Source organism: Vibrio misgurnus (assembly GCF_029635775.1).
Taxonomy (GTDB): domain Bacteria; phylum Pseudomonadota; class Gammaproteobacteria; order Enterobacterales; family Vibrionaceae; genus Vibrio; species Vibrio chanodichtyis.
Map to the genome: position 1 here is coordinate 1 of NZ_CP113243.1, position 19,731 is coordinate 19,731.

The window sequence follows — 19,731 nt, forward strand, 5'->3', positions numbered from 1 at the left end:
ATGACTGAACTTAAATTTGCTACACGATTGAACTCATTTTCATCAGGCTCTCACCTTTATTGGCCTGGTCAAAAAACGAAACCGACAGTTGCTCAAATGATTGAAAGAGCAGGCACGGTTGAGGGCCTAACTCACCTTGACTTGAATTACCCTCAACACATCACGACCGATATTCCAACCATGAAACAGCAAATTGAAGCGGCTGGTTTACGCGTAAATGGCGTTCAAATGCGTTGGGATGACCCAAAATTCAAGATCGGTGCATTTACAAACCCAGATCCAAAAATCCGCCGTGAAGCGATTGAGCTGACTAAAGCTGGTATTGACGCTGGCAGAGAATTTGGCACAAATCTCATGACGCTTTGGATGGGACAAGATGGTTTTGATTATTGTTTTCAAGCTGATTATAAAAAAATCTGGGAAGATGCGGTGAGCGCCCTTCGAGAAGTCGCCGAATACGCACCTGATTTTCAAATTAGTATTGAATACAAACCAAACGAACCTCGCGCTTATGCCATTTTCCCGAATGTAACTACTTGTTTGCTAGCGGTAGAAGAAGCTGGATGCCCAAATCTAGGTATCACTTTAGATTTTGCTCATGTCCTATACGCCAATGAAATTCCAGCGTATGCGGCTGCTATGGTAGCAAGACGTTCAAACCTTTACGGATTAGATGTGAATGACGGTTGGGGTAAACGTGATGACGGACTTATGGTTGCATCAGTGAACTCTCGTGCAACATTAGAATTCTTGTGGCAGATGAAACGCGATGGATACCAAGGAGCTTACTACTTTGACACTTTCCCAGATGCAAGCGGACTAGACCCAGTTCGTGAAGCTGAACTCAACATTGCAACCGTTAAACGCTTGTTGGGCCTTTGTGATTTATTAGACCAATCCAAAGAACTCAAGGAAGCGATTTCCAAACAGGATGCCGTTGCCGCGCAGTATATCGTTGACGACATCATGTACGCTAAATAATAAAAATATCATTAAAATTAATTCATACCCTACAAGGAAATTAAAATAATGAAAAAACATCTTACCCCTTTAATTGCTGGATTGTTGGTATCTACAACAGCCTTCGCAAATCTGCCACCTTTGAACTCTGATACCGAAACAGACCGTATTGACTGGTCTGAGCTACAAACAAAATTTGGCGATGTCCCAACTTTTGAAAGCAAAATGAAATTGGGCGGTGTTTCTAAAACACTGACCAATGAATATTGGCGCTCATTGGGTGAAGGCTACAAAAAGTATGCTGATGCACACGGTGTGACCGTTGTGTACCAAGCTGCAGCGAATGAAGACGACCAATTAGGTCAGCTATCCATTGCGGAAACACTGATTGCTCAAGGATTCAACGGTCTTTTAGTCTCTCCTCAAACAGATGCTAACCTAGAGCCCGCTTCGATGACGGCTAAAAAAGCTGGTGTCGTTGTTGTAAACGTTAATGATGCGGTTATGCCTACTGCAACGAACTATGTCGGTAACGTTCAGAAAGATAACGGCGTTCGTGTTGCTCAGTGGTTTATTGATCATCATAAACAAGGCGGTAAAGTTGCTGTCATTGAAGGCCAAGCTGGTGTGTTCGCTGCAGGTCAACGTACACAAGGTTTTCGTGAAACTATCGAAGCAAACGACAAATTCCAATTGGTCGCAAGTGTTCCGGCTAACTGGAGTCGTGAAAATGCTTACAATGCCTGTACTACAATCCTCCAACAGCACCCGGATTTGATTGGTTTTTATAACAACAATGACGGCATGGCATTGGGTTGTGTTGAAGCTGTTCGTGCACAGAAAAAATCTGACCAAGTTGCAGTTTTTGGTACTGATGGTATCTCGGATGCTTATGCTTCCATTCGTCGCGGTGAGTTGACTGGTACAGTAGACAGCTTCCCTGTCTTAACCGGAGAAGTGGCAATGGAAGTATCCCTTCGTCTATTGGGTGGACAGAAACTCCCACGTGTCGTATCCACACCTCAAGCACTGATTACAAAAGACAATATTAACAAGTTCGCTATTGAGAACTCTCAAGAATTGCGTGATTTGTTAAAAAGTAATTAGGCAAGGGGGAAGCTATGGAACGGTTGTGTATGACAGGTGTAACCAAAGTATATGGGAAGATAGCCGCCATTGAGGGTGTCAATTTTTCCGTACTACCTGGTGAGGTACACGCACTGATTGGCGAAAACGGCGCGGGTAAATCAACACTTTTAAACGTGCTATCTGGGGTTCGTGAAGCAACGTCAGGAAGTGTCAAAGTCGACGGTAAATTAGTCGATATGAAATCTCCACTTTCGGCACGACAAGCCGGAATCGCCATGATTCATCAGGAATTACAACTCGTTCCTGAGCTTACCGTGGTTCAAAATATGTTTTTGGGCCGTGATATTACCAAAGGCAAAGGACTCTTTATCGATAAAGAAGCACAATTGAGTAAAGCTAAGGACGTATTACGTCAGTTAGATGATTCGATTGATCCTAATGCCCCAATCAAAGAACTAAGAGTCGCACAGCAGCAAATAGTTGAGATCGCAAGAGCTCTCATGGATGACGCAAAGGTTCTTGCAATGGATGAACCGACATCTAGTCTAACTCCAACAGAGTTTGAAAGATTGGCTGAAATCATTGCTGATTTAAAACTCATGGGCGTTGGGCTGATTTATGTTTCACATAAAATGGATGAAATCTTCCGAATCTGCGACCGAGCGACCATCCTTCGTGATGGTAGACAAGTTGGCGTAGTCAATATTTGTGATGAGACGCCTGATACCATCGTATCAAAAATGATTGGCCGCGAAATCGAAGCTGTCGACCATCAGTCTTATGTTTCCGATAAAGAGATTCTTCGCATAGAAAATCTTGGACGCGAAGGTTCAGTGTCGCCGGTTAACTTGAGCGTAAAAGCGGGTGAAGTGCTCGGAATTGCTGGATTAGTTGGCGCAGGACGCTCAGAACTACTTAAGCTTATCGCTGGGATTGACCCTAAGACCTCTGGAGAAATCTATGTTGATGGTAACTTGATAGAAAAACATTCTGTTCAAAGTTCCATAAAAGCCGGGATAGGTCTGGTACCAGAAGATCGTAAGAAAGAAGGCATCGTTAAAGATCAAGCTATTAAGGTCAATGTTGCCCTACCTTCTATGAAGAACTTCACATCGTCGGGGCTGATTCAACAAAACAAACTTAGCGAAAAAGTTTACCAAATTATGTCTGAGCTGAATTTGCGACCTTTGGACATTAATAAACACATTGGTGATTTGTCGGGGGGGAATCAACAAAAGGGAATTATTGGACGTTGGGTCGCCGCGGACTGTCGCGTATTCCTTTTCGACGAACCAACCCGTGGGATCGATGTTGGGGCTAAGTCAGAAATATACAATCTTATCGAAAAGCTCGCACAAAAAGGAAAAGCGATCATTGTCGTATCGTCTGAAATGCCAGAAATCATACGAGTATCTGATCGAGTGTTGGTCATGCGAGAAGGACGTGTTGCTGCGGAACTCGTAGGGGAGCACATCAACGAAGAGAATATCGCCCAAGCAGCGATTAACGACTTTGGCCCAAAGCATTAATAGGATAAGAACATGAGCACTATCGAAAACAAAATATCTGAACAAAAAACATTCAAAATTCCAGTTTTTAAATTTAACGTTCGTGATGCCGGCACTCTAATTGGATTACTACTGATTGTTGGATCATTTTCCATTCTGTCGCCTGTCTTTTTTACTGTTCCAAATTTAATGAATATTCTCCAACAGTCTTCATTAAATGCACTGATTGCACTGGGTATGACGCTCGTCATCATTTCAGGGGGTATTGACCTTTCTGTTGGTCCTACCGCTGCCCTTTCCGCTGTATTAGGCGCAACTTTGATGATCTCTGGCGTTCCATTACCGATTGCCATCATTGGAACCTTATGTGTGGGCGCACTATGTGGTGTGTTTAGCGGCTTCCTAGTGGCTTATGCCGGACTTCAAGCATTCATTGTAACACTTGGTGGATTATCTTTATTCCGTGCGATTGCTTTGATATATACCGGTGGTAACCCAGTATTTGGTGTACCGCTAGAATTTAGATCATTTATTAATGGCGATTTAATGGGCATCCCTGTACCAGTACTAATTGTTGCCGCTGTCGCTGTTACTTTATGGGTCGTAATGAACAAGACACCTCTTGGCATCTATATTTTATCAATCGGTGGTAACGCAGAAGCAGCACGAGTAGCAGGTGTTCCTGTAAAACACACCAAAGTTGCCGTGTACGTTATTTCGGGTGTACTTGCTGCATTATCGTCATTGATTCTTGTGGGTCGACTAGGCGCAGCAGAACCAACAATGGGGCAACTTTGGGAATTAGATGCGATTGCCGCCGCCGCAATCGGTGGTGCATCTCTCATGGGCGGAAAAGGGTCAATCGTCGGAACCATTATTGGGGCAATCATACTGGGTGCACTACGAAATGGACTTACGTTAATGAACGTTCAGGCATTCTGGCAGTTAGCAGCAACCGGTGTAATTATTATCTTCGCGATGCTGGTGGATAGAGCTACACGTGGTAACTAAGGTGAACTAATGCAAGATATTAGCGCAATAGGTGCACAAATTCGGAGTCGGTTGCCTCAACTGACTCCCTTAGAAAGAAAAGTCGCTGATGCGATTATGGCAGATAAAAGTTTTAATAAGGCAACACCGTTAAGAGACGTTGCACACAATAACGGTGTGAGTGAAGCGATGGTTGTTAAGGTAACCAAGAAGCTCGATTTCACTGGCTTTCGGGACTTTCGGGACAATGTGGCACGATACAAACAGCTCGAGGTAGCGAATCTTCATTCCGAAGTAAAATCTGATGATAGCTCTGCCGAGGTTTTGGATAAAGTGTTCAGGACCAGTATCCAGGCAATCGAAGAAACCAGCAGTATTCTTGATGTTAGTGAGTTTAATCGGGCAGCTAAAATTCTTTTTAAAGCTAAGTTTATCGGTATTTATGGTGTTGGCGGGTCAAGCTCAGTAGCGAGGGACTTTTGCCATAAATTGTTAAAAATAGGTATTAAGTCAACTGTCTATGATGACTCCCACATGATGCTGATGTCAGCTTCTGTGCTGAATGATGACGATGCTATTGTAGCAATCAGCCATTCAGGCAATACCCGAACAGTTGTAGATCCCGCATCACTTGCCAAAAAAAATGGTGCGAAGATTATTGCTCTTACAAATTACGATCAGTCTCCATTAGTGAATGTCTCGGACGTCGTTTTGCAATCAACTTCGCAGGGCTCTCATTTGTTAGGTGAAAATGCCGCATCACGAATCGCGCAGCTAAACATCATCGATGCTTTATTTGTTGCTATTGCTCGAGAAGATATTGAAGCGGCTGAGCGTAACTATAACAAAACACAGCAAGCCGTTTCACATTTGAGGGAATTATAATTATGAGCGTAATATTGGTAGCAGGAAGTCTTCATTACGACATTATGATTACTGTATCTCACCAACCAGAAAAGGGAGAAACAGTACTCGGTAATAAAGTAGCATACAAATTTGGTGGTAAGGGAGGTAATCAAGCCATATCTGCGGCTAAGAACGGTGAATCAGTTAGGTTTGCAGGAGCTATAGGGAATGATGCCAATGGTGAGTTTCTACTTAACACGCTAAAAGCATCATCAGTCGATGCTCAGTATGTCTCTGTTCTTGAAAATGAAAACAGTGGTATGAGCGTCGCTATTTCTGATGATTCGGGCGATTATTCGGCAGTAGTTGCCTCCAACTCAAATAAATTAATACCAGAAGAAATTTTTGAGTCAGATAGTCTCTGGGCTGATGTATCCATGCTCATTCTCCAAAACGAAATTTCACCTAAAACCAATTTAAAAGCTGCCGCGGAAGCCAAAAAGCGAGGCATTGAAGTTTGCATGAATGCAGCTCCGGTGACTGATAAGTGTTGTCCCGTTTTTGTTTATGTTGATCTCATGGTTGTCAATGCGGTGGAAGCGCGTGATCTATCGGGTATATCCGTTGAATCTCTTGACTCTGCAAAAGAAGCTGCCGCTGAACTAACTTCGAGATTTAAAAAAGTGGTAGTCACTGCTGGTGAACATGGGGTTGCGTATGCTGAAATTGGTGCATGCCCAGGTTCTCTACCCGCTATACCGGTTAAACTAGTGAGCACTCATGGTGCTGGTGATTGCTTTATGGGAGCACTTTGCTCTGAATTAAATAAACATAGAGATCTACATGATGCTGTTGCTTTTGCAAATGAGGTCGCGGCGAAACATGTCTCTCAGGGTTAATCATTTCAGTACTCAGTGTTAACACCATCTTAAATAACCAAGTTAGAAACCAATTCTAACTTGGTTATCCTATTTATATTCTCCGAACCTGTAATGTCTTAGAAAGTCTTTCGTCGGCACAAGACAGATGGGACTTGTTTTGATGCAAGTGCGCTGTTGTACATCAGCCTCGTACATTTCTTTGTAGTGGCGACGATCTCTCGGGTGGTCATGCCTTTCGCCTCCGTTGAAAAGACACTATGACAAAGCCTTGGTTTTATTAAAATGTGGGGGTTATTTACCGCTTACGGCGAAATCGCTAATTAGTATCGGTTCTATCGTGTAATTTTATCCCACTGTGGCTAAATTTGCCCAACGCGCCAAAAATGTAAAGTTAGCTTTAAGCTCTAAAATTCATCACTTGAATTCTCGTTCTCCGTCAACGCTTGTTGCCAATATTCTGGTTCAGCATATCGAGCAACCAATGCATCGATATCTATTTTTGAGGTTGATGGACTAAACTCAAAATTGCCATACATATTAATGTGCTGCCATGCAACGGGCGAAATACTGTGAAGCTGAGCTAGTGCATTTTGATCTCCTACTGTTTGCTTTTGTTCATAGACACGAGATAGCAGCACGGTGTTGTAGTAAATGACCGCGTTGGTGATGAGCCGAGAGCATTCATTCCAAATTTGTTGCTCCTCTTCCGTTTTTACTCTGAATTTTCCACCGTTAACAAATGCAACTGCTCGCCTGAGACGATGATAGGCTTCACCACGATTTAATGCTTTTTGTACACATTGACGTAAGCCCACATCGTCGACAAAGTCGAGAATGTATAGCGTTCGGCATATGTTTTCCAACTCCCATAATGCTTTCTTGGTCTGATTCTGACGCGAATAGCTCGAGAGTTTGCGAACAATCGTGGCTTGAGTAACATCTTTTTGGGCTAGTGATGCCATGATACGTTGAATATTGGGCCATTCACGTTCAATCAATTCATCGTTGGTTTTTCGGGCAGGCTTTATTAGCCAGTCACCACACTCATTGGGATGTTGTGAGCCGACTAACGTATCCATTTTCTTATGCAAATCACGATAACGAGGTGCAAAATGATATCCAAATGCATGCAAAATCCAAAAATTAACCTGATTGGTGCCATGGGTGTCAGTGGAATGCCGTTCTGGCTTTATATCAGAGGTATTGTTATGCAATAAATCGAAAACGTAATGGCTTTCATGTTCGTGAGTCCCAATAATCTTTGCATTTATAGGAACATGATTTGCAACCAACGTGTAGGCGCTGACACCTTTCTGTAAACCAAAATACTTAGGAGAATATCGAGCGTTAAGGGTGTTTATTTGCGTTTCCATCCGCTGGCCATCGCTACTTGAATGAAGTGTGTCCTGAATATCATAGAGATGAAATGCGGGTAGCTGGCTGGTTGCATTACTAATCGCATCATTAGCCGCTCGCAACGTCTCCAAGCGTAGATAATTTCTAGACGTTCCCGCCATTGATGCTGAGCTAAGACCTGAAACTTCAGCCATTTTTGCTAACCCCATGTTTGTTCCCATCGCAACAATACAGGCGAAAATTTCACGAGGATCAGCTTCATGCTTTACATAACGATCTAATACATGGGTAAATGCATTTAAAAATCCAGTATTACCCGCAACAAACCACAGTAGATCCGCAATACCAATTCCTGGTAACTGGCTGTAAAAATCGCTAATAACGGATTCATCACTGCTCGGATAAAGCAGCTTCCAACGACGCTTTTCGGCAGCCCCAATGACTTTAATATGTTTGTTGACCCCATCAGAAATATGTTGGTTAATCGCACTATAACGTGCTGCTAGCATAGTATGAAATACAGCCAGAGTATCTTGGATAGGGACCAATAAAATGGGTGCACTAATATCTTGCAATACTCGTTCTTTATCCTGCCATCTAAGATCGCTTATTAAGTCATCTTCAAAGCGGCGAAATTCATTACTATGTTTAACGTACACATCACCCGCTTCCAGTGAGTTGCGTAGTAGGCGATAGACCAAAAACTCATAGCGATCTACATCTAGCGTTTTAAATGTTTTACCCTCTTTACTAAACAAATATCGGCGTAAACCTTTAGGAATAATCTCAGTCGGAAATGCATTAGGGTCAGTTTGCCTTGGTGATTTTTCTGTGCGCAACAAGTTTTGTAAAAACCCGATAGCTTCAAGCAAAGGAGAGTCTTCTACACGTCCGGCAAAATCCAGATCAGTAAAAAGTTGCCTTAAGTTACGTTTGAATGTGGCGGATAATTTTGTGTAATGTGACCATTCAAATGCCGTTTTGTCGAAAGCAATATTGCGTAAGTAATCAGCAACTAATGGGAATCTCTCTTGTTCAAGCAATGCATAGGCTTTTTCTTTAATAACGGAAAAAGGTGTGTCATCGGTGATGGTGTCATCCGTAAACAGGCTCAATACATGACCCGCAGCCTGTAAATTTTTCGCTGCATTGGTAACCGCATTATTCATTGCTTCTTCAGCGGCACGCTTGGCCTGTTTCTCATATTGATCGACCCAATAGAGCAATGCTTCAATTAAGTTGTCATTAATTTGCTGAAACCGATGAAAAGCAAAAAACAGCAGATATAACTGAGCCGTCTCTTTTTTCATGCGTTGAAGTTTATAAGTGGTATAAAACTTAACCATAGAAGCATAATACTTGCCGCTTTCATTGGAGATCCCCGCTGTTATGAGGAACTGCTTGGCAAACTCATGTAGAGGCTGGAAAAACTGCCTCCGTGCTACTTCGTGTCGCAATTCTTTATAACTAAAATCTTTAGCTTCATGTTTTAATGCGCTGACGCGAAACAATCCTGATTCTGCCCGAAGCAAAGCCGCTAATTGCTGATCGATGAGTGAAGTCATGCAAGTGCTAAGTAATCGAGCAATACGGGTGCGTTCATAAGCCACCACTCTACCAATCATCTCTTGCATATACCGGTAACGGGGCATGACAATACGGTGTAATGCTAAGTATTGAGTTAATTCACGAAAGATAAAGATAGGTTGTGTCGATAACATCGCAACCCGCTGTGCTTTATCTTCCAAATCAACTTTTACCTCATTATCACATTGCTTATACTGGAATAAATCAAGAATTGCTCGTTGTTGTTCTGCTCTAATCGGTCTCGAGGGACTTTTCAGTCTTGAAAGCGTTTTGGTGGGAAAGTACAGTGCGGTAATGTAATCCAAGTCATTCAATACTGATGATTCTTGTTCATAACTGAAAAACTGCCGTTTGGCTTTGAAATAGCCCAGTTGCAATACTAAATGGGCTGCCACAGAAAACGTTCGGGTATTGTCAAATAGCTCTCGCTCTTTAGCACTTAAGTCAAAATATAATCGACGATCATCATCTGAAAAATGAGGTAATCCAAACAGTTCATCTATTTCATCGGTTGACAAAATAGATAGCCGCCGAGCGTCATTTTTCATGGATAACCTCTTATTTGGCACTGTTGCAAAGTTAGCGATGAGGCAGCCTTTTGTCTTATTCAAAGGCCTTACATTTCAAAAACTCTGCTTACCAGGCGCATTTCGCCCAGGGGATCACCATAATAAAATGCTGAGGCCTGGCCTTTGCGTAGTGCACGCATCACCTCAATACCTTTGATGGTGGCGTAAGCCGTCTTCATGGATTTAAATCCCAGCGTGGCGCCGATTATCCGTTTCAGTTTGCCATGATCGCATTCAATCACGTTGTTCCGGTACTTAATCTGTCGGTGTTCAACGTCAGACGGGCACCGGCCTTCGCGTTTGAGCAGAGCAAGCGCGCGACCATAGGCGGGCGCTTTATCCGTGTTGATGAATCGCGGGATCTGCCACTTCTTCACGTTGTTGAGGATTTTACCCAGAAACCGGTATGCAGCTTTGCTGTTACGACGGGAGGAGAGATAAAAATCGACAGTGCGGCCCCGGCTGTCGACGGCCCGGTACAGATACGCCCAGCGGCCATTGACCTTCACGTAGGTTTCATCCATGTGCCACGGGCAAAGATCGGAAGGGTTACGCCAGTACCAGCGCAGCCGTTTTTCCATTTCAGGCGCATAACGCTGAACCCAGCGGTAAATCGTGGAGTGATCGACATTCACTCCGCGTTCAGCCAGCATCTCCTGCAGCTCACGGTAACTGATGCCGTATTTGCAGTACCAGCGTACGGCCCACAGAATGATGTCACGCTGAAAATGCCGGCCTTTGAATGGGTTCATGTGCAGCTCCATCAGCAAAAGGGGATGATAAGTTTATCACCACCGACTATTTGCAACAGTGCCGAAACGACTGAGCAAAATGATCAGTGATCTACTCCCTCCGGTGGATTTAACGGAGTTGCTGCTCGAAATTAACGCCCATACCGGATTTGCTGATGAGTTTTTCCATGCTAGTGAAGCCAGTGCCAGAGTTGATGATCTGCCCGTCAGCATCAGCGCCGTGCTGATGGCTGAAGCCTGCAATATCGGTCTGGAACCACTGATCAGATCAAATGTTCCTGCACTGACCCGACACCGGCTGAACTGGACAAAAGCGAACTATCTGCGGGCTGAAACTATCACCAGCGCTAATGCCAGACTGGTTGATTTTCAGGCAACGCTGCCACTGGCACAGATATGGGGTGGAGGAGAAGTGGCATCTGCAGATGGAATGCGCTTTGTTACGCCAGTCAGAACAATCAATGCCGGACCGAACCGCAAATACTTTGGTAATAACAGAGGGATCACCTGGTACAACTTTGTGTCCGATCAGTATTCCGGCTTTCATGGCATCGTTATACCGGGGACGCTGAGGGACTCTATCTTTGTGCTGGAAGGTCTTCTGGAACAGGAGACCGGGCTGAATCCAACCGAAATTATGACCGATACAGCAGGTGCCAGCGAACTTGTCTTTGGCCTTTTCTGGCTGCTGGGATACCAGTTTTCTCCACGCCTGGCTGATGCCGGTGCTTCGGTTTTCTGGCGAATGGACCATGATGCCGACTATGGCGTGCTGAATGATATTGCCAGAGGGCAATCAGATCCCCGAAAAATAGTCCTTCAGTGGGACGAAATGATCCGGACCGCTGGCTCCCTGAAGCTGGGCAAAGTACAGGTTTCAGTGCTGGTCCGTTCATTGCTGAAAAGTGAACGTCCTTCCGGACTGACTCAGGCAATCATTGAAGTGGGGCGCATCAACAAAACGCTGTATCTGCTTAATTATATTGATGATGAAGATTACCGCCGGCGCATTCTGACCCAGCTTAATCGGGGAGAAAGTCGCCATGCCGTTGCCAGAGCCATCTGTCACGGTCAAAAAGGTGAGATAAGAAAACGATATACCGACGGTCAGGAAGATCAACTGGGCACACTGGGGCTGGTCACTAACGCCGTCGTGTTATGGAACACTATTTATATGCAGGCAGCCCTGGATCATCTCCGGGCGCAGGGTGAAACACTGAATGATGAAGATATCGCACGCCTCTCCCCGCTTTGCCACGGACATATCAATATGCTCGGCCATTATTCCTTCACGCTGGCAGAACTGGTGACCAAAGGACATCTGAGACCATTAAAAGAGGCGTCAGAGGCAGAAAACGTTGCTTAACGTGAGTTTTCGTTCCACTGAGCGTCAGACCCCGCCAACTGCTCGTCCAGCAGCTGCAAACGCTCTTCCAGGTACTGGTCGCTGTTCGGGTTGATCGCCAGGGGCAGGGCCTGCTCGCGCTTGAGTGCGGCGAACTTCTCGGCCGGCAGCAGGTAGTCGTCGAAGTCGCGGAACTGCCGCGAGCCCTTGACCCAGATGTCGCCGGAGCGCAGGGCGTTCTTCAGCTCGGACAGGGCGCAGATTTCGTAGAATTTCCGGTCGAGGCCTTCCGGGGTGATCACCAGCGGCTTCCAGCGCGGCTTGATGAAGGCCGTGGGTGCATCGGCCGGCACCTTGCGCAGGTTGTCGGCGTTCATCTCACGCAGGGTCTGCACGGCTGCCAGCACGCCTTGCGCGGCCGGCCCGTGCTGTTCCCCAACTTTTCGCTCGGCGAAGAGTATGAACATGCGCCGCCGGCGACGAATCGCCAAATCTCACCGTATCTCCCGAGCGGACGATTTCGCACCGGTCTGCCCGTCGAAGGGCTTGCGATCGAACGGGGCGACCTTTTCTATGCATGTCCGCGAGCCAGCGTCTTTTATGGCACGGCGCTCGACGCCGACCTTCGGACGCGCGGCGTAAGCACGCTTGTCATGGCCGGGATAAGCACCACCGGCGTTGTTCTTTCAAGCGTCGCCTGGGCTAGTGATGCGGACTACGACGTGCGTTTGGTCCAGGACTGCTGCTACGACCCGGATCGGGATGCCCACGAAGCTCTGTTGCGTTCCGGGTTCGGCGGACGTGTACAGGTCGTGTAATTTTCGGGCCTCGCATGATCGCGGCCATAGCCGCAGGTGGATTGGTGCGAGGCAGGGCCAGTCCAAGTCAGGGTGCGGTCATCGCGGCGCCTGCAACTCTCAAAAACCCATCGCCGTAGCGGAGGTCTTGTAATCGCATGTCATTACGCACGCCCGATTTATTGTTCACAGCGATAGCACCTGCCATTTGGGGCAGCACCTACATTGTCACCACCCAATACCTGCCGAACTTCTCACCGATGACGGTCGCGATGCTGCGGGCGTTGCCGGCGGGTTTATTGCTCGTGATGATCGTCCGACAGATTCCAACGGGAATCTGGTGGATGCGCATCTTCATCCTCGGCGCACTTAATATTTCGCTATTCTGGAGCTTGTTGTTTATTTCGGTCTACCGCCTGCCGGGCGGGGTCGCGGCGACGGTAGGCGCTGTGCAGCCGCTGATGGTCGTGTTCATCTCTGCCGCTCTGCTAGGTAGCCCGATACGATTGATGGCGGTCCTGGGGGCTATTTGCGGAACTGCGGGCGTGGCGCTGTTGGTGTTGACACCAAACGCAGCGCTAGATCCTGTCGGCGTCGCAGCGGGCCTGGCGGGGGCGGTTTCCATGGCGTTCGGAACCGTGCTGACCCGCAAGTGGCAACCTCCCGTGCCTCTGCTCACCTTTACCGCCTGGCAACTGGCGGCCGGAGGACTTCTGCTCGTTCCAGTAGCTTTAGTGTTTGATCCGCCAATCCCGATGCCTACAGGAACCAATGTTCTCGGCCTGGCGTGGCTCGGCCTGATCGGAGCGGGTTTAACCTACTTCCTTTGGTTCCGGGGGATCTCGCGACTCGAACCTACAGTTGTTTCCTTACTGGGCTTTCTCAGCCCGGGGACCGCCGTGTTGCTAGGATGGTTGTTCTTGGATCAGACGCTGAGTGCGCTTCAAATCATCGGCGTCCTGCTCGTGATCGGGAGTATCTGGCTGGGCCAACGTTCCAACCGCACTCCTAGGGCGCGTATAGCTTGCCGGAAGTCGCCTTGACCCGCATGGCATAGGCCTATCGTTTCCACGATCAGCGATCGGCTCGTTGCCCTGCGCCGCTCCAAAGCCCGCGACGCAGCGCCGGCAGGCAGAGCAAGTAGAGGGCAGCGCCTGCAATCCATGCCCACCCGTTCCACGTTGTTATAGAAGCCGCATAGATCGCCGTGAAGAGGAGGGGTCCGACGATCGAGGTCAGGCTGGTGAGCGCCGCCAGTGAGCCTTGCAGCTGCCCCTGACGTTCCTCATCCACCTGCCTGGACAACATTGCTTGCAGCGCCGGCATTCCGATGCCACCCGAAGCAAGCAGGACCATGATCGGGAACGCCATCCATCCCCGTGTCGCGAAGGCAAGCAGGATGTAGCCTGTGCCGTCGGCAATCATTCCGAGCATGAGTGCCCGCCTTTCGCCGAGCCGGGCGGCTACAGGGCCGGTGATCATTGCCTGGGCGAGTGAATGCAGAATGCCAAATGCGGCAAGCGAAATGCCGATCGTGGTCGCGTCCCAGTGAAAGCGATCCTCGCCGAAAATGACCCAAAGCGCGGCCGGCACCTGTCCGACAAGTTGCATGATGAAGAAGACCGCCATCAGGGCGGCGACGACGGTCATGCCCCGGGCCCACCGGAACGAAGCGAGCGGGTTGAGAGCCTCCCGGCGTAACGGCCGGCGTTCGCCTTTGTGCGACTCCGGCAAAAGGAAACAGCCCGTCAGGAAATTGAGGCCGTTCAAGGCTGCCGCGGCGAAGAACGGAGCGTGGGGGGAGAAACCGCCCATCAGCCCACCGAGCACAGGTCCCGCGACCATCCCGAACCCGAAACAGGCGCTCATGAAGCCGAAGTGCCGCGCGCGCTCATCGCCATCAGTGATATCGGCAATATAAGCGCCGGCTACCGCCCCAGTCGCCCCGGTGATGCCGGCCACGATCCGCCCGATATAGAGAACCCAAAGGAAAGGCGCCGTCGCCATGATGGCGTAGTCGACAGCAGCGCCGGCCAGCGAGACGAGCAAGACCGGCCGCCGCCCGAAACGATCCGACAGCGCGCCCAGCACAGGTGCGCAGGCAAATTGCATCAACGCATACAGCGCCAGCAGAATGCCATAGTGGGCGGTGACGTCGTTCGAGTGAACCAGATCGCGCAGGAGGCCCGGCAGCACCGGCATAATCAGGCCGATGCCGACAGCGTCGAGCGCGACAGTGCTCAGAATTACGATCAGGGGTCTGTTGGGTTTCACGTCTGGCCTCCGGACCAGCCTCCGCTGGTCCGATTGAACGCGCGGATTCTTTATCACTGATAAGTTGGTGGACATATTATGTTTATCAGTGATAAAGTGTCAAGCATGACAAAGTTGCAGCCGAATACAGTGATCCGTGCCGCCCTGGACCTGTTGAACGAGGTCGGCGTAGACGGTCTGACGACACGCAAACTGGCGGAACGGTTGGGGGTTCAGCAGCCGGCGCTTTACTGGCACTTCAGGAACAAGCGGGCGCTGCTCGACGCACTGGCCGAAGCCATGCTGGCGGAGAATCATACGCATTCGGTGCCGAGAGCCGACGACGACTGGCGCTCATTTCTGATCGGGAATGCCCGCAGCTTCAGGCAGGCGCTGCTCGCCTACCGCGATGGCGCGCGCATCCATGCCGGCACGCGACCGGGCGCACCGCAGATGGAAACGGCCGACGCGCAGCTTCGCTTCCTCTGCGAGGCGGGTTTTTCGGCCGGGGACGCCGTCAATGCGCTGATGACAATCAGCTACTTCACTGTTGGGGCCGTGCTTGAGGAGCAGGCCGGCGACAGCGATGCCGGCGAGCGCGGCGGCACCGTTGAACAGGCTCCGCTCTCGCCGCTGTTGCGGGCCGCGATAGACGCCTTCGACGAAGCCGGTCCGGACGCAGCGTTCGAGCAGGGACTCGCGGTGATTGTCGATGGATTGGCGAAAAGGAGGCTCGTTGTCAGGAACGTTGAAGGACCGAGAAAGGGTGACGATTGATCAGGACCGCTGCCGGAGCGCAACCCACTCACTACAGCAGAGCCATGTAGACAACATCCCCTCCCCCTTTCCACCGCGTCAGACGCCCGTAGCAGCCCGCTACGGGCTTTTTCATGCCCTGCCCTAGCGTCCAAGCCTCACGGCCGCGCTCGGCCTCTCTGGCGGCCTTCTGGCGCTCCTGCTGCGGCGTCCGCTCGTGGGCCGTGGCGCGGGTCCGCGCGCCGGCCTCGTGCGCCTGGCGCTCGCGGGCGAGGTCCAGGGCGGCCGTCTTCACGTTCTGCCTTGCGCAGATGAGATAGGGGAGCCCGCAGAATTCGGAAAAAATCGTACGCTAAGGTTTTCCGGGCATCCGTAAGGGCCGAAACTTCCCGTCTTCCAGTCTGCGGCTCTGCCGCCAGACGTAATCGCCGGTTAGGTTGATGTGCTCCCAGCCCAGCGGCGACAGGAATTGCAGCAGCTCGCCGTCCACCGGCTTGCCGGCCTCGACCAACCCCTGGGTGGCGCGTTCCAGGTACACCGTGTTCCACAGCACGATAGCCGCCGTCACCAGGTTGAGGCCGCTGGCCCGGTAGCGCTGCTGCTCGAAGCTCCGATCCCTGATTTCCCCAAGGCGGTTGAAGAACACCGCCCTGGCCAGCGAGTTGCGCGCCTCACCTTTGTTCAGGCCGGCATGCACGCGGCGGCGCAGTTCAACACTTTGCAGCCAGTCCAGGATGAACAGCGTGCGCTCGATCCGGCCCAGCTCGCGCAGGGCCACGGCCAGTCCGTTCTGGCGCGGGTAGCTGCCGAGCTTGCGCAGCATCAGCGAGGCGGTGACGGTGCCCTGCTTGATCGAGCTGGCCAGGCGCAGGATGTCGTCCCAGTGGGCACGCACGTGCTTGATGTTCAGGGTGCCGCCGATCAGCGGGCGCAACGTCGGGTAGGCTTGCACGCCCTGCGGCACGTACAGCTTGGTTTCGCCGAGGTCGCGGATGCGCGGCGCGAAGCGGAAGCCTAGCAGGTGCATCAGGGCAAAGACGTGATCGGTGAAGCCGGCCGTGTCGGTGTAGTGCTCCTCGATCCGCAGGTCGGACTCGTGGTACAGCAGGCCGTCGAGCACATAGGTGGAATCGCGGACGCCGACATTCACCACGCGGGTGCTGAACGGCGCGTACTGGTCGGAGATATGGGTATAGAACAGCCGTCCCGGCTCGCTACCGTACTTCGGGTTGACGTGCCCGGTGCTCTCGCCCCGGCCACCCGCGCGGAAGCGCTGGCCATCGGAGGATGAGGTCGTGCCGTCGCCCCAGTGGGCGGCAAAGGCGTGGCGATACTGGTGGTTGACCAGCTCGGCCAAGGCCGCCGAATAGGTTTCGTCGCGGATGTGCCAGGCTTGCAGCCAGGACAGCTTGGCGTAGGTCAGGCCGGGGCTCGACTCGGCCATCTTGGTCAGCCCGAGGTTGATCGCATCACCGAGGATTGCGGACAGCAGCAACGTCCTGTCTTTGGCCTCGGCCCCGTCCTTCAAGTGGGTGAAGTGGCGGCTGAAGCCCGTCCAGTCGTCCACGTCCATCAGCAGTTCGGTGATCTTGATGCGCGGCAGTAACTGGCTGGTTTGGTCGATCAGCGCCTGCGCCCGATCCGGCACCGCCGCATCCAGCGGGGTGATTTTCAGCCCTGACTCGGTGAGGATGGCATCGGGCAGCTCGTTGTCCTTGGCCAGGCGGGTGACGGTGGCCAACTGCTCGTCCAGCAGCTGCAAACGCTCTTCCAGGTACTGGTCGCTGTTCGGGTTGATCGCCAGGGGCAGGGCCTGCTCGCGCTTGAGTGCGGCGAACTTCTCGGCCGGCAGCAGGTAGTCGTCGAAGTCGCGGAACTGCCGCGAGCCCTTGACCCAGATGTCGCCGGAGCGCAGGGCGTTCTTCAGCTCGGACAGGGCGCAGATTTCGTAGAATTTCCGGTCGAGGCCTTCCGGGGTGATCACCAGCGGCTTCCAGCGCGGCTTGATGAAGGCCGTGGGTGCATCGGCCGGCACCTTGCGCAGGTTGTCGGCGTTCATCTCACGCAGGGTCTGCACGGCTGCCAGCACGCCTTGCGCGGCCGGCGCGGCGCGCAGTTCCAGCACCTCCAGCAAGGCCGGCGTGTAACGGCGCAGGGTGGCGAAGTTCTCGCCGACCAGGTGCAGGTGGTCGAAGCCTTCCGGCCGGGCCAGCAGCTCGGCCTCGCTGACGCTCTCGGTGAACTCGTCCCAGGGAATCACCGCCTCGATGGCGGCATAGGGGTCGCTGCCGCTTTCCTTCGCTTCCAGCAGCGCCTGGCCGATCCTGGAGTACAGGCGCACCTTGTCGTTGATCGCCTTGCCCTGCTTCTGGAACTGCTGCTGATGCTTGTGCTTCGCGCCGCTGAACAGCTTGACCAGGATGCGGTCATGCAGATCGACCAGCTCATCGATCACGGTCGCGGTGCTCTCCAGCACCACGGCGGCCAGGGTCGCGTAGCGGCGCTGCGGCTCGAACTTACCGAGGTCTTTGGGCGTCATCTGCCCACCCTCGCGGGCCAGCTTGAGCAGGCGGTTCTGGTGGATGTGCCGGCCCAGGCCTTCGGGCAAGTCCACCAACTGAAATGTCTTCAGCCGCTCGATGTGTTCCAGCATGTGCCGAGAGTTGGGTTTCAGCGGTGCCTGGCGCAGCCAGGTCAACCAGGTGATGCTGCTGCCGGCCTTGAGCTTCAACAGCTCGTCCAGCTTGGCCCGATGCGAGTCCGTGAGTGGTTCGACCAGGGCGCGGTAGACCCGCCGATTGGCTCGCGCAATGGCTTCCGAGCAGGCCCGGTCAATCACGCTCAGCGCCGGCAGGATGCGTCGTTTCTGCCGTAGGCTCTCCAGGGCCTGACCGGCCAGCAGCAAGCCTTTGTCGGTCTGCTGGGCCAGCTCGGTTAGCTCGCGCACCAGGGCGCGGAAGTCGGACAGGCCGAACGGGGCCAGTTGCAGGTAGGTGCGCAGTTCCTGGGCATGCTCGCGACGGGTCACGTCGCGCTCGCCGTACTTTGCCCAGCTCGCCGGCTCGGCCTGGACTTGCTTCGCCACCCACAGGATGACCGGCTCGGGCAGCTCGCTGTCGGTTCCCAGCGCGTAACCGGGGTAGCGCAGCAGGCAGAGCTGCACGGCGAAGCCGAGGCGGTTGGCGTCGCCGCGTCGCTGGCGGATCAGCGACAGGTCGGAGTCGTTGAAGGTGTAGTAGCGGATCAGGTCATCCTGGCTTTCCGGCAGCGCAAGCAGGGTGTCCCGCTCCGTGGCCGAGAGGATCAAGCGACGCGGCATGTGTCAGTCGTCCGTGCGGAGGTACTGGTAGAGGGTTTCCCGGCTGATGTTGAACTCGCGGGCAAGCTGCGCCTTGGGCTCGCCGGCCGTCGCTCGCTGCCGCAGGGTAGCAGCCTGCTCATCGGACAGGGCTTTCTTGCGGCCCCGGTACGCGCCACGCTGCTTGGCCAAGGCGATGCCCTCACGCTGCCGCTCGCGGATCAGGGCGCGCTCGAACTCAGCGAAGGCCCCCATCACCGACAGCATCAGGTTGGCCATCGGCGAGTCCTCGCCAGTGAACACCAGGCCCTCCTTCAGGAACTCGATGCGCACGCCGCGCTGAGTCAGCTTCTGTACCAAGCGACGCAGGTCATCGAGGTTGCGGGCCAGCCGATCCATGCTGTGCACCACCACTGTATCGCCTTCGCGGACGAAGCTCAGCAGCGCTTCGAGCTGGGGGCGCTGGGTGTCCTTGCCCGATGCCTTGTCGGTGAACACCTTGCTCACCTGGGTTTGTTCCAGCTGGCGTTCCGGGTTCTGGTCAAAGCTGCTGACCCGGACGTAGCCGATGCGGTGCCCCTGCACGATGTCTCCTTGGTTGAAGGCGGCTTAAGTGCACTTTCTGTTCCGTTGTGCCTCAAAGCCCATTTCTGTCAGGCTGAAATCTATAACCTTCGCGGGCATGTGTCAAAAAATGGGAAAGCAGACTCTATTCTGACGAAGCGGCGCGGCCCTGCCTGACAT

Annotated in this window: 15 protein-coding genes and 2 pseudogenes; 10 read left to right on the plus strand and 7 right to left on the minus strand. The window is 52.0% G+C overall.

Annotated features, from left to right (window positions below; all coding sequences use genetic code 11):
- From OOK74_RS14790 to OOK74_RS14815, 6 genes are read left to right on the plus strand one after another with little or no spacing between them, the layout of a single operon-like run.
- Positions 1–981, plus strand: a complete 981-nt coding sequence (locus tag OOK74_RS14790) for a TIM barrel protein (protein WP_278183647.1) — start codon at positions 1–3, stop codon at positions 979–981.
- A gap of 48 nt (positions 982–1,029) precedes the next feature.
- Positions 1,030–2,067 (plus strand): sugar ABC transporter substrate-binding protein, encoded by a 1,038-nt coding sequence (locus OOK74_RS14795; RefSeq protein ID WP_278183648.1) that lies wholly within the window; start codon positions 1,030–1,032, stop codon positions 2,065–2,067.
- 14 nt (positions 2,068–2,081) lie between these two features.
- Entirely contained in the window at positions 2,082–3,578 is a 1,497-nt protein-coding gene (locus OOK74_RS14800) for a sugar ABC transporter ATP-binding protein (RefSeq protein WP_278183649.1), read from the plus strand.
- 12 nt (positions 3,579–3,590) lie between these two features.
- Positions 3,591–4,568 carry an ABC transporter permease gene (locus tag OOK74_RS14805; protein WP_278183650.1) on the plus strand — a complete coding sequence of 326 codons (978 nt, stop codon included), beginning with the start codon at positions 3,591–3,593 and terminating at the stop codon, positions 4,566–4,568.
- Positions 4,569–4,577: 9 nt separating this feature from the next.
- Positions 4,578–5,432 carry a MurR/RpiR family transcriptional regulator gene (locus OOK74_RS14810; protein WP_278183651.1) on the plus strand — a complete coding sequence of 285 codons (855 nt, stop codon included), beginning with the start codon at positions 4,578–4,580 and terminating at the stop codon, positions 5,430–5,432.
- A gap of 2 nt (positions 5,433–5,434) precedes the next feature.
- Complete coding sequence (locus tag OOK74_RS14815) at positions 5,435–6,292, plus strand: ribokinase (RefSeq protein WP_278183652.1); 858 nt, start codon at positions 5,435–5,437, stop codon at positions 6,290–6,292.
- Between the two features lie 386 nt (positions 6,293–6,678).
- Here the strand turns inward: OOK74_RS14815 and OOK74_RS14820 are convergent, their stop codons facing one another.
- Positions 6,679–9,765, minus strand: a complete 3,087-nt coding sequence (locus tag OOK74_RS14820) for a Tn3 family transposase (protein ID WP_259476901.1) — start codon at positions 9,763–9,765, stop codon at positions 6,679–6,681.
- Between the two features lie 68 nt (positions 9,766–9,833).
- Complete coding sequence (locus OOK74_RS14825) at positions 9,834–10,538, minus strand: IS6-like element IS26 family transposase (RefSeq protein WP_001067855.1); 705 nt, start codon at positions 10,536–10,538, stop codon at positions 9,834–9,836.
- Between the two features lie 82 nt (positions 10,539–10,620).
- Between OOK74_RS14825 and OOK74_RS14830 the strand changes: the two are divergent.
- A pseudogene (locus OOK74_RS14830) lies at positions 10,621–11,871 on the plus strand (Tn3-like element Tn3 family transposase); the annotation flags it as partial.
- A gap of 65 nt (positions 11,872–11,936) precedes the next feature.
- On the opposite strand, the pseudogene OOK74_RS14835 reads toward OOK74_RS14830, so the two are convergent.
- Positions 11,937–12,305: pseudogene (locus OOK74_RS14835) on the minus strand (Tn3 family transposase); the annotation flags it as partial.
- A 3-nt stretch (positions 12,306–12,308) separates the two neighbouring features.
- Between OOK74_RS14835 and OOK74_RS14840 the strand changes: the two are divergent.
- Complete coding sequence (locus OOK74_RS14840; protein WP_001351729.1) at positions 12,309–12,701, plus strand: cysteine hydrolase family protein; 393 nt, start codon at positions 12,309–12,311, stop codon at positions 12,699–12,701.
- A 137-nt stretch (positions 12,702–12,838) separates the two neighbouring features.
- Entirely contained in the window at positions 12,839–13,723 is an 885-nt protein-coding gene (locus tag OOK74_RS14845; RefSeq protein ID WP_000058717.1) for a DMT family transporter, read from the plus strand.
- Between the two features lie 31 nt (positions 13,724–13,754).
- Here OOK74_RS14845 and tet(A) read toward each other — a convergent pair whose 3' ends face one another.
- Entirely contained in the window at positions 13,755–14,954 is a 1,200-nt protein-coding gene (tet(A), locus tag OOK74_RS14850; protein ID WP_000804064.1) for a tetracycline efflux MFS transporter Tet(A), read from the minus strand.
- A 105-nt stretch (positions 14,955–15,059) separates the two neighbouring features.
- On the opposite strand from tet(A), the gene tetR(A) reads away from it, so the two are divergent.
- Positions 15,060–15,710, plus strand: a complete 651-nt coding sequence (gene tetR(A), locus OOK74_RS14855) for a tetracycline resistance transcriptional repressor TetR(A) (protein WP_000164043.1) — start codon at positions 15,060–15,062, stop codon at positions 15,708–15,710.
- 31 nt (positions 15,711–15,741) lie between these two features.
- Here tetR(A) and OOK74_RS14860 read toward each other — a convergent pair whose 3' ends face one another.
- The 3 genes from OOK74_RS14860 to OOK74_RS14870 are packed head-to-tail and all read right to left on the minus strand — an operon-like array spanning position 15,742 to position 19,572.
- On the minus strand, positions 15,742–15,984 hold the full coding sequence (locus OOK74_RS14860; protein WP_000844627.1) for a transposase: 243 nt from the start codon (positions 15,982–15,984) through the stop codon (positions 15,742–15,744).
- Positions 15,985–16,041: 57 nt separating this feature from the next.
- Entirely contained in the window at positions 16,042–19,008 is a 2,967-nt protein-coding gene (locus tag OOK74_RS14865) for a Tn3-like element TnAs1 family transposase (protein ID WP_001138014.1), read from the minus strand.
- Positions 19,009–19,011: 3 nt separating this feature from the next.
- Positions 19,012–19,572, minus strand: a complete 561-nt coding sequence (locus tag OOK74_RS14870; RefSeq protein ID WP_001161490.1) for a recombinase family protein — start codon at positions 19,570–19,572, stop codon at positions 19,012–19,014.
- Between the last annotated feature and the right edge of the window lie 159 nt (positions 19,573–19,731).

Coding starts and splice junctions, on each gene's coding strand:
- OOK74_RS14790 (WP_278183647.1), top strand. CDS start 1: ATGACTGAACTTAAATTTGCTACACGATTGAACTCATTTTCATCAGGC.
- OOK74_RS14795 (WP_278183648.1), top strand. CDS start 1,030: ATGAAAAAACATCTTACCCCTTTAATTGCTGGATTGTTGGTATCTACA.
- OOK74_RS14800 (WP_278183649.1), top strand. CDS start 2,082: ATGGAACGGTTGTGTATGACAGGTGTAACCAAAGTATATGGGAAGATA.
- OOK74_RS14805 (WP_278183650.1), top strand. CDS start 3,591: ATGAGCACTATCGAAAACAAAATATCTGAACAAAAAACATTCAAAATT.
- OOK74_RS14810 (WP_278183651.1), top strand. CDS start 4,578: ATGCAAGATATTAGCGCAATAGGTGCACAAATTCGGAGTCGGTTGCCT.
- OOK74_RS14815 (WP_278183652.1), top strand. CDS start 5,435: ATGAGCGTAATATTGGTAGCAGGAAGTCTTCATTACGACATTATGATT.
- OOK74_RS14820 (WP_259476901.1), bottom strand. CDS start 9,765: ATGAAAAATGACGCTCGGCGGCTATCTATTTTGTCAACCGATGAAATA.
- OOK74_RS14825 (WP_001067855.1), bottom strand. CDS start 10,538: ATGAACCCATTCAAAGGCCGGCATTTTCAGCGTGACATCATTCTGTGG.
- OOK74_RS14845 (WP_000058717.1), top strand. CDS start 12,839: ATGTCATTACGCACGCCCGATTTATTGTTCACAGCGATAGCACCTGCC.
- OOK74_RS14865 (WP_001138014.1), bottom strand. CDS start 19,008: ATGCCGCGTCGCTTGATCCTCTCGGCCACGGAGCGGGACACCCTGCTT.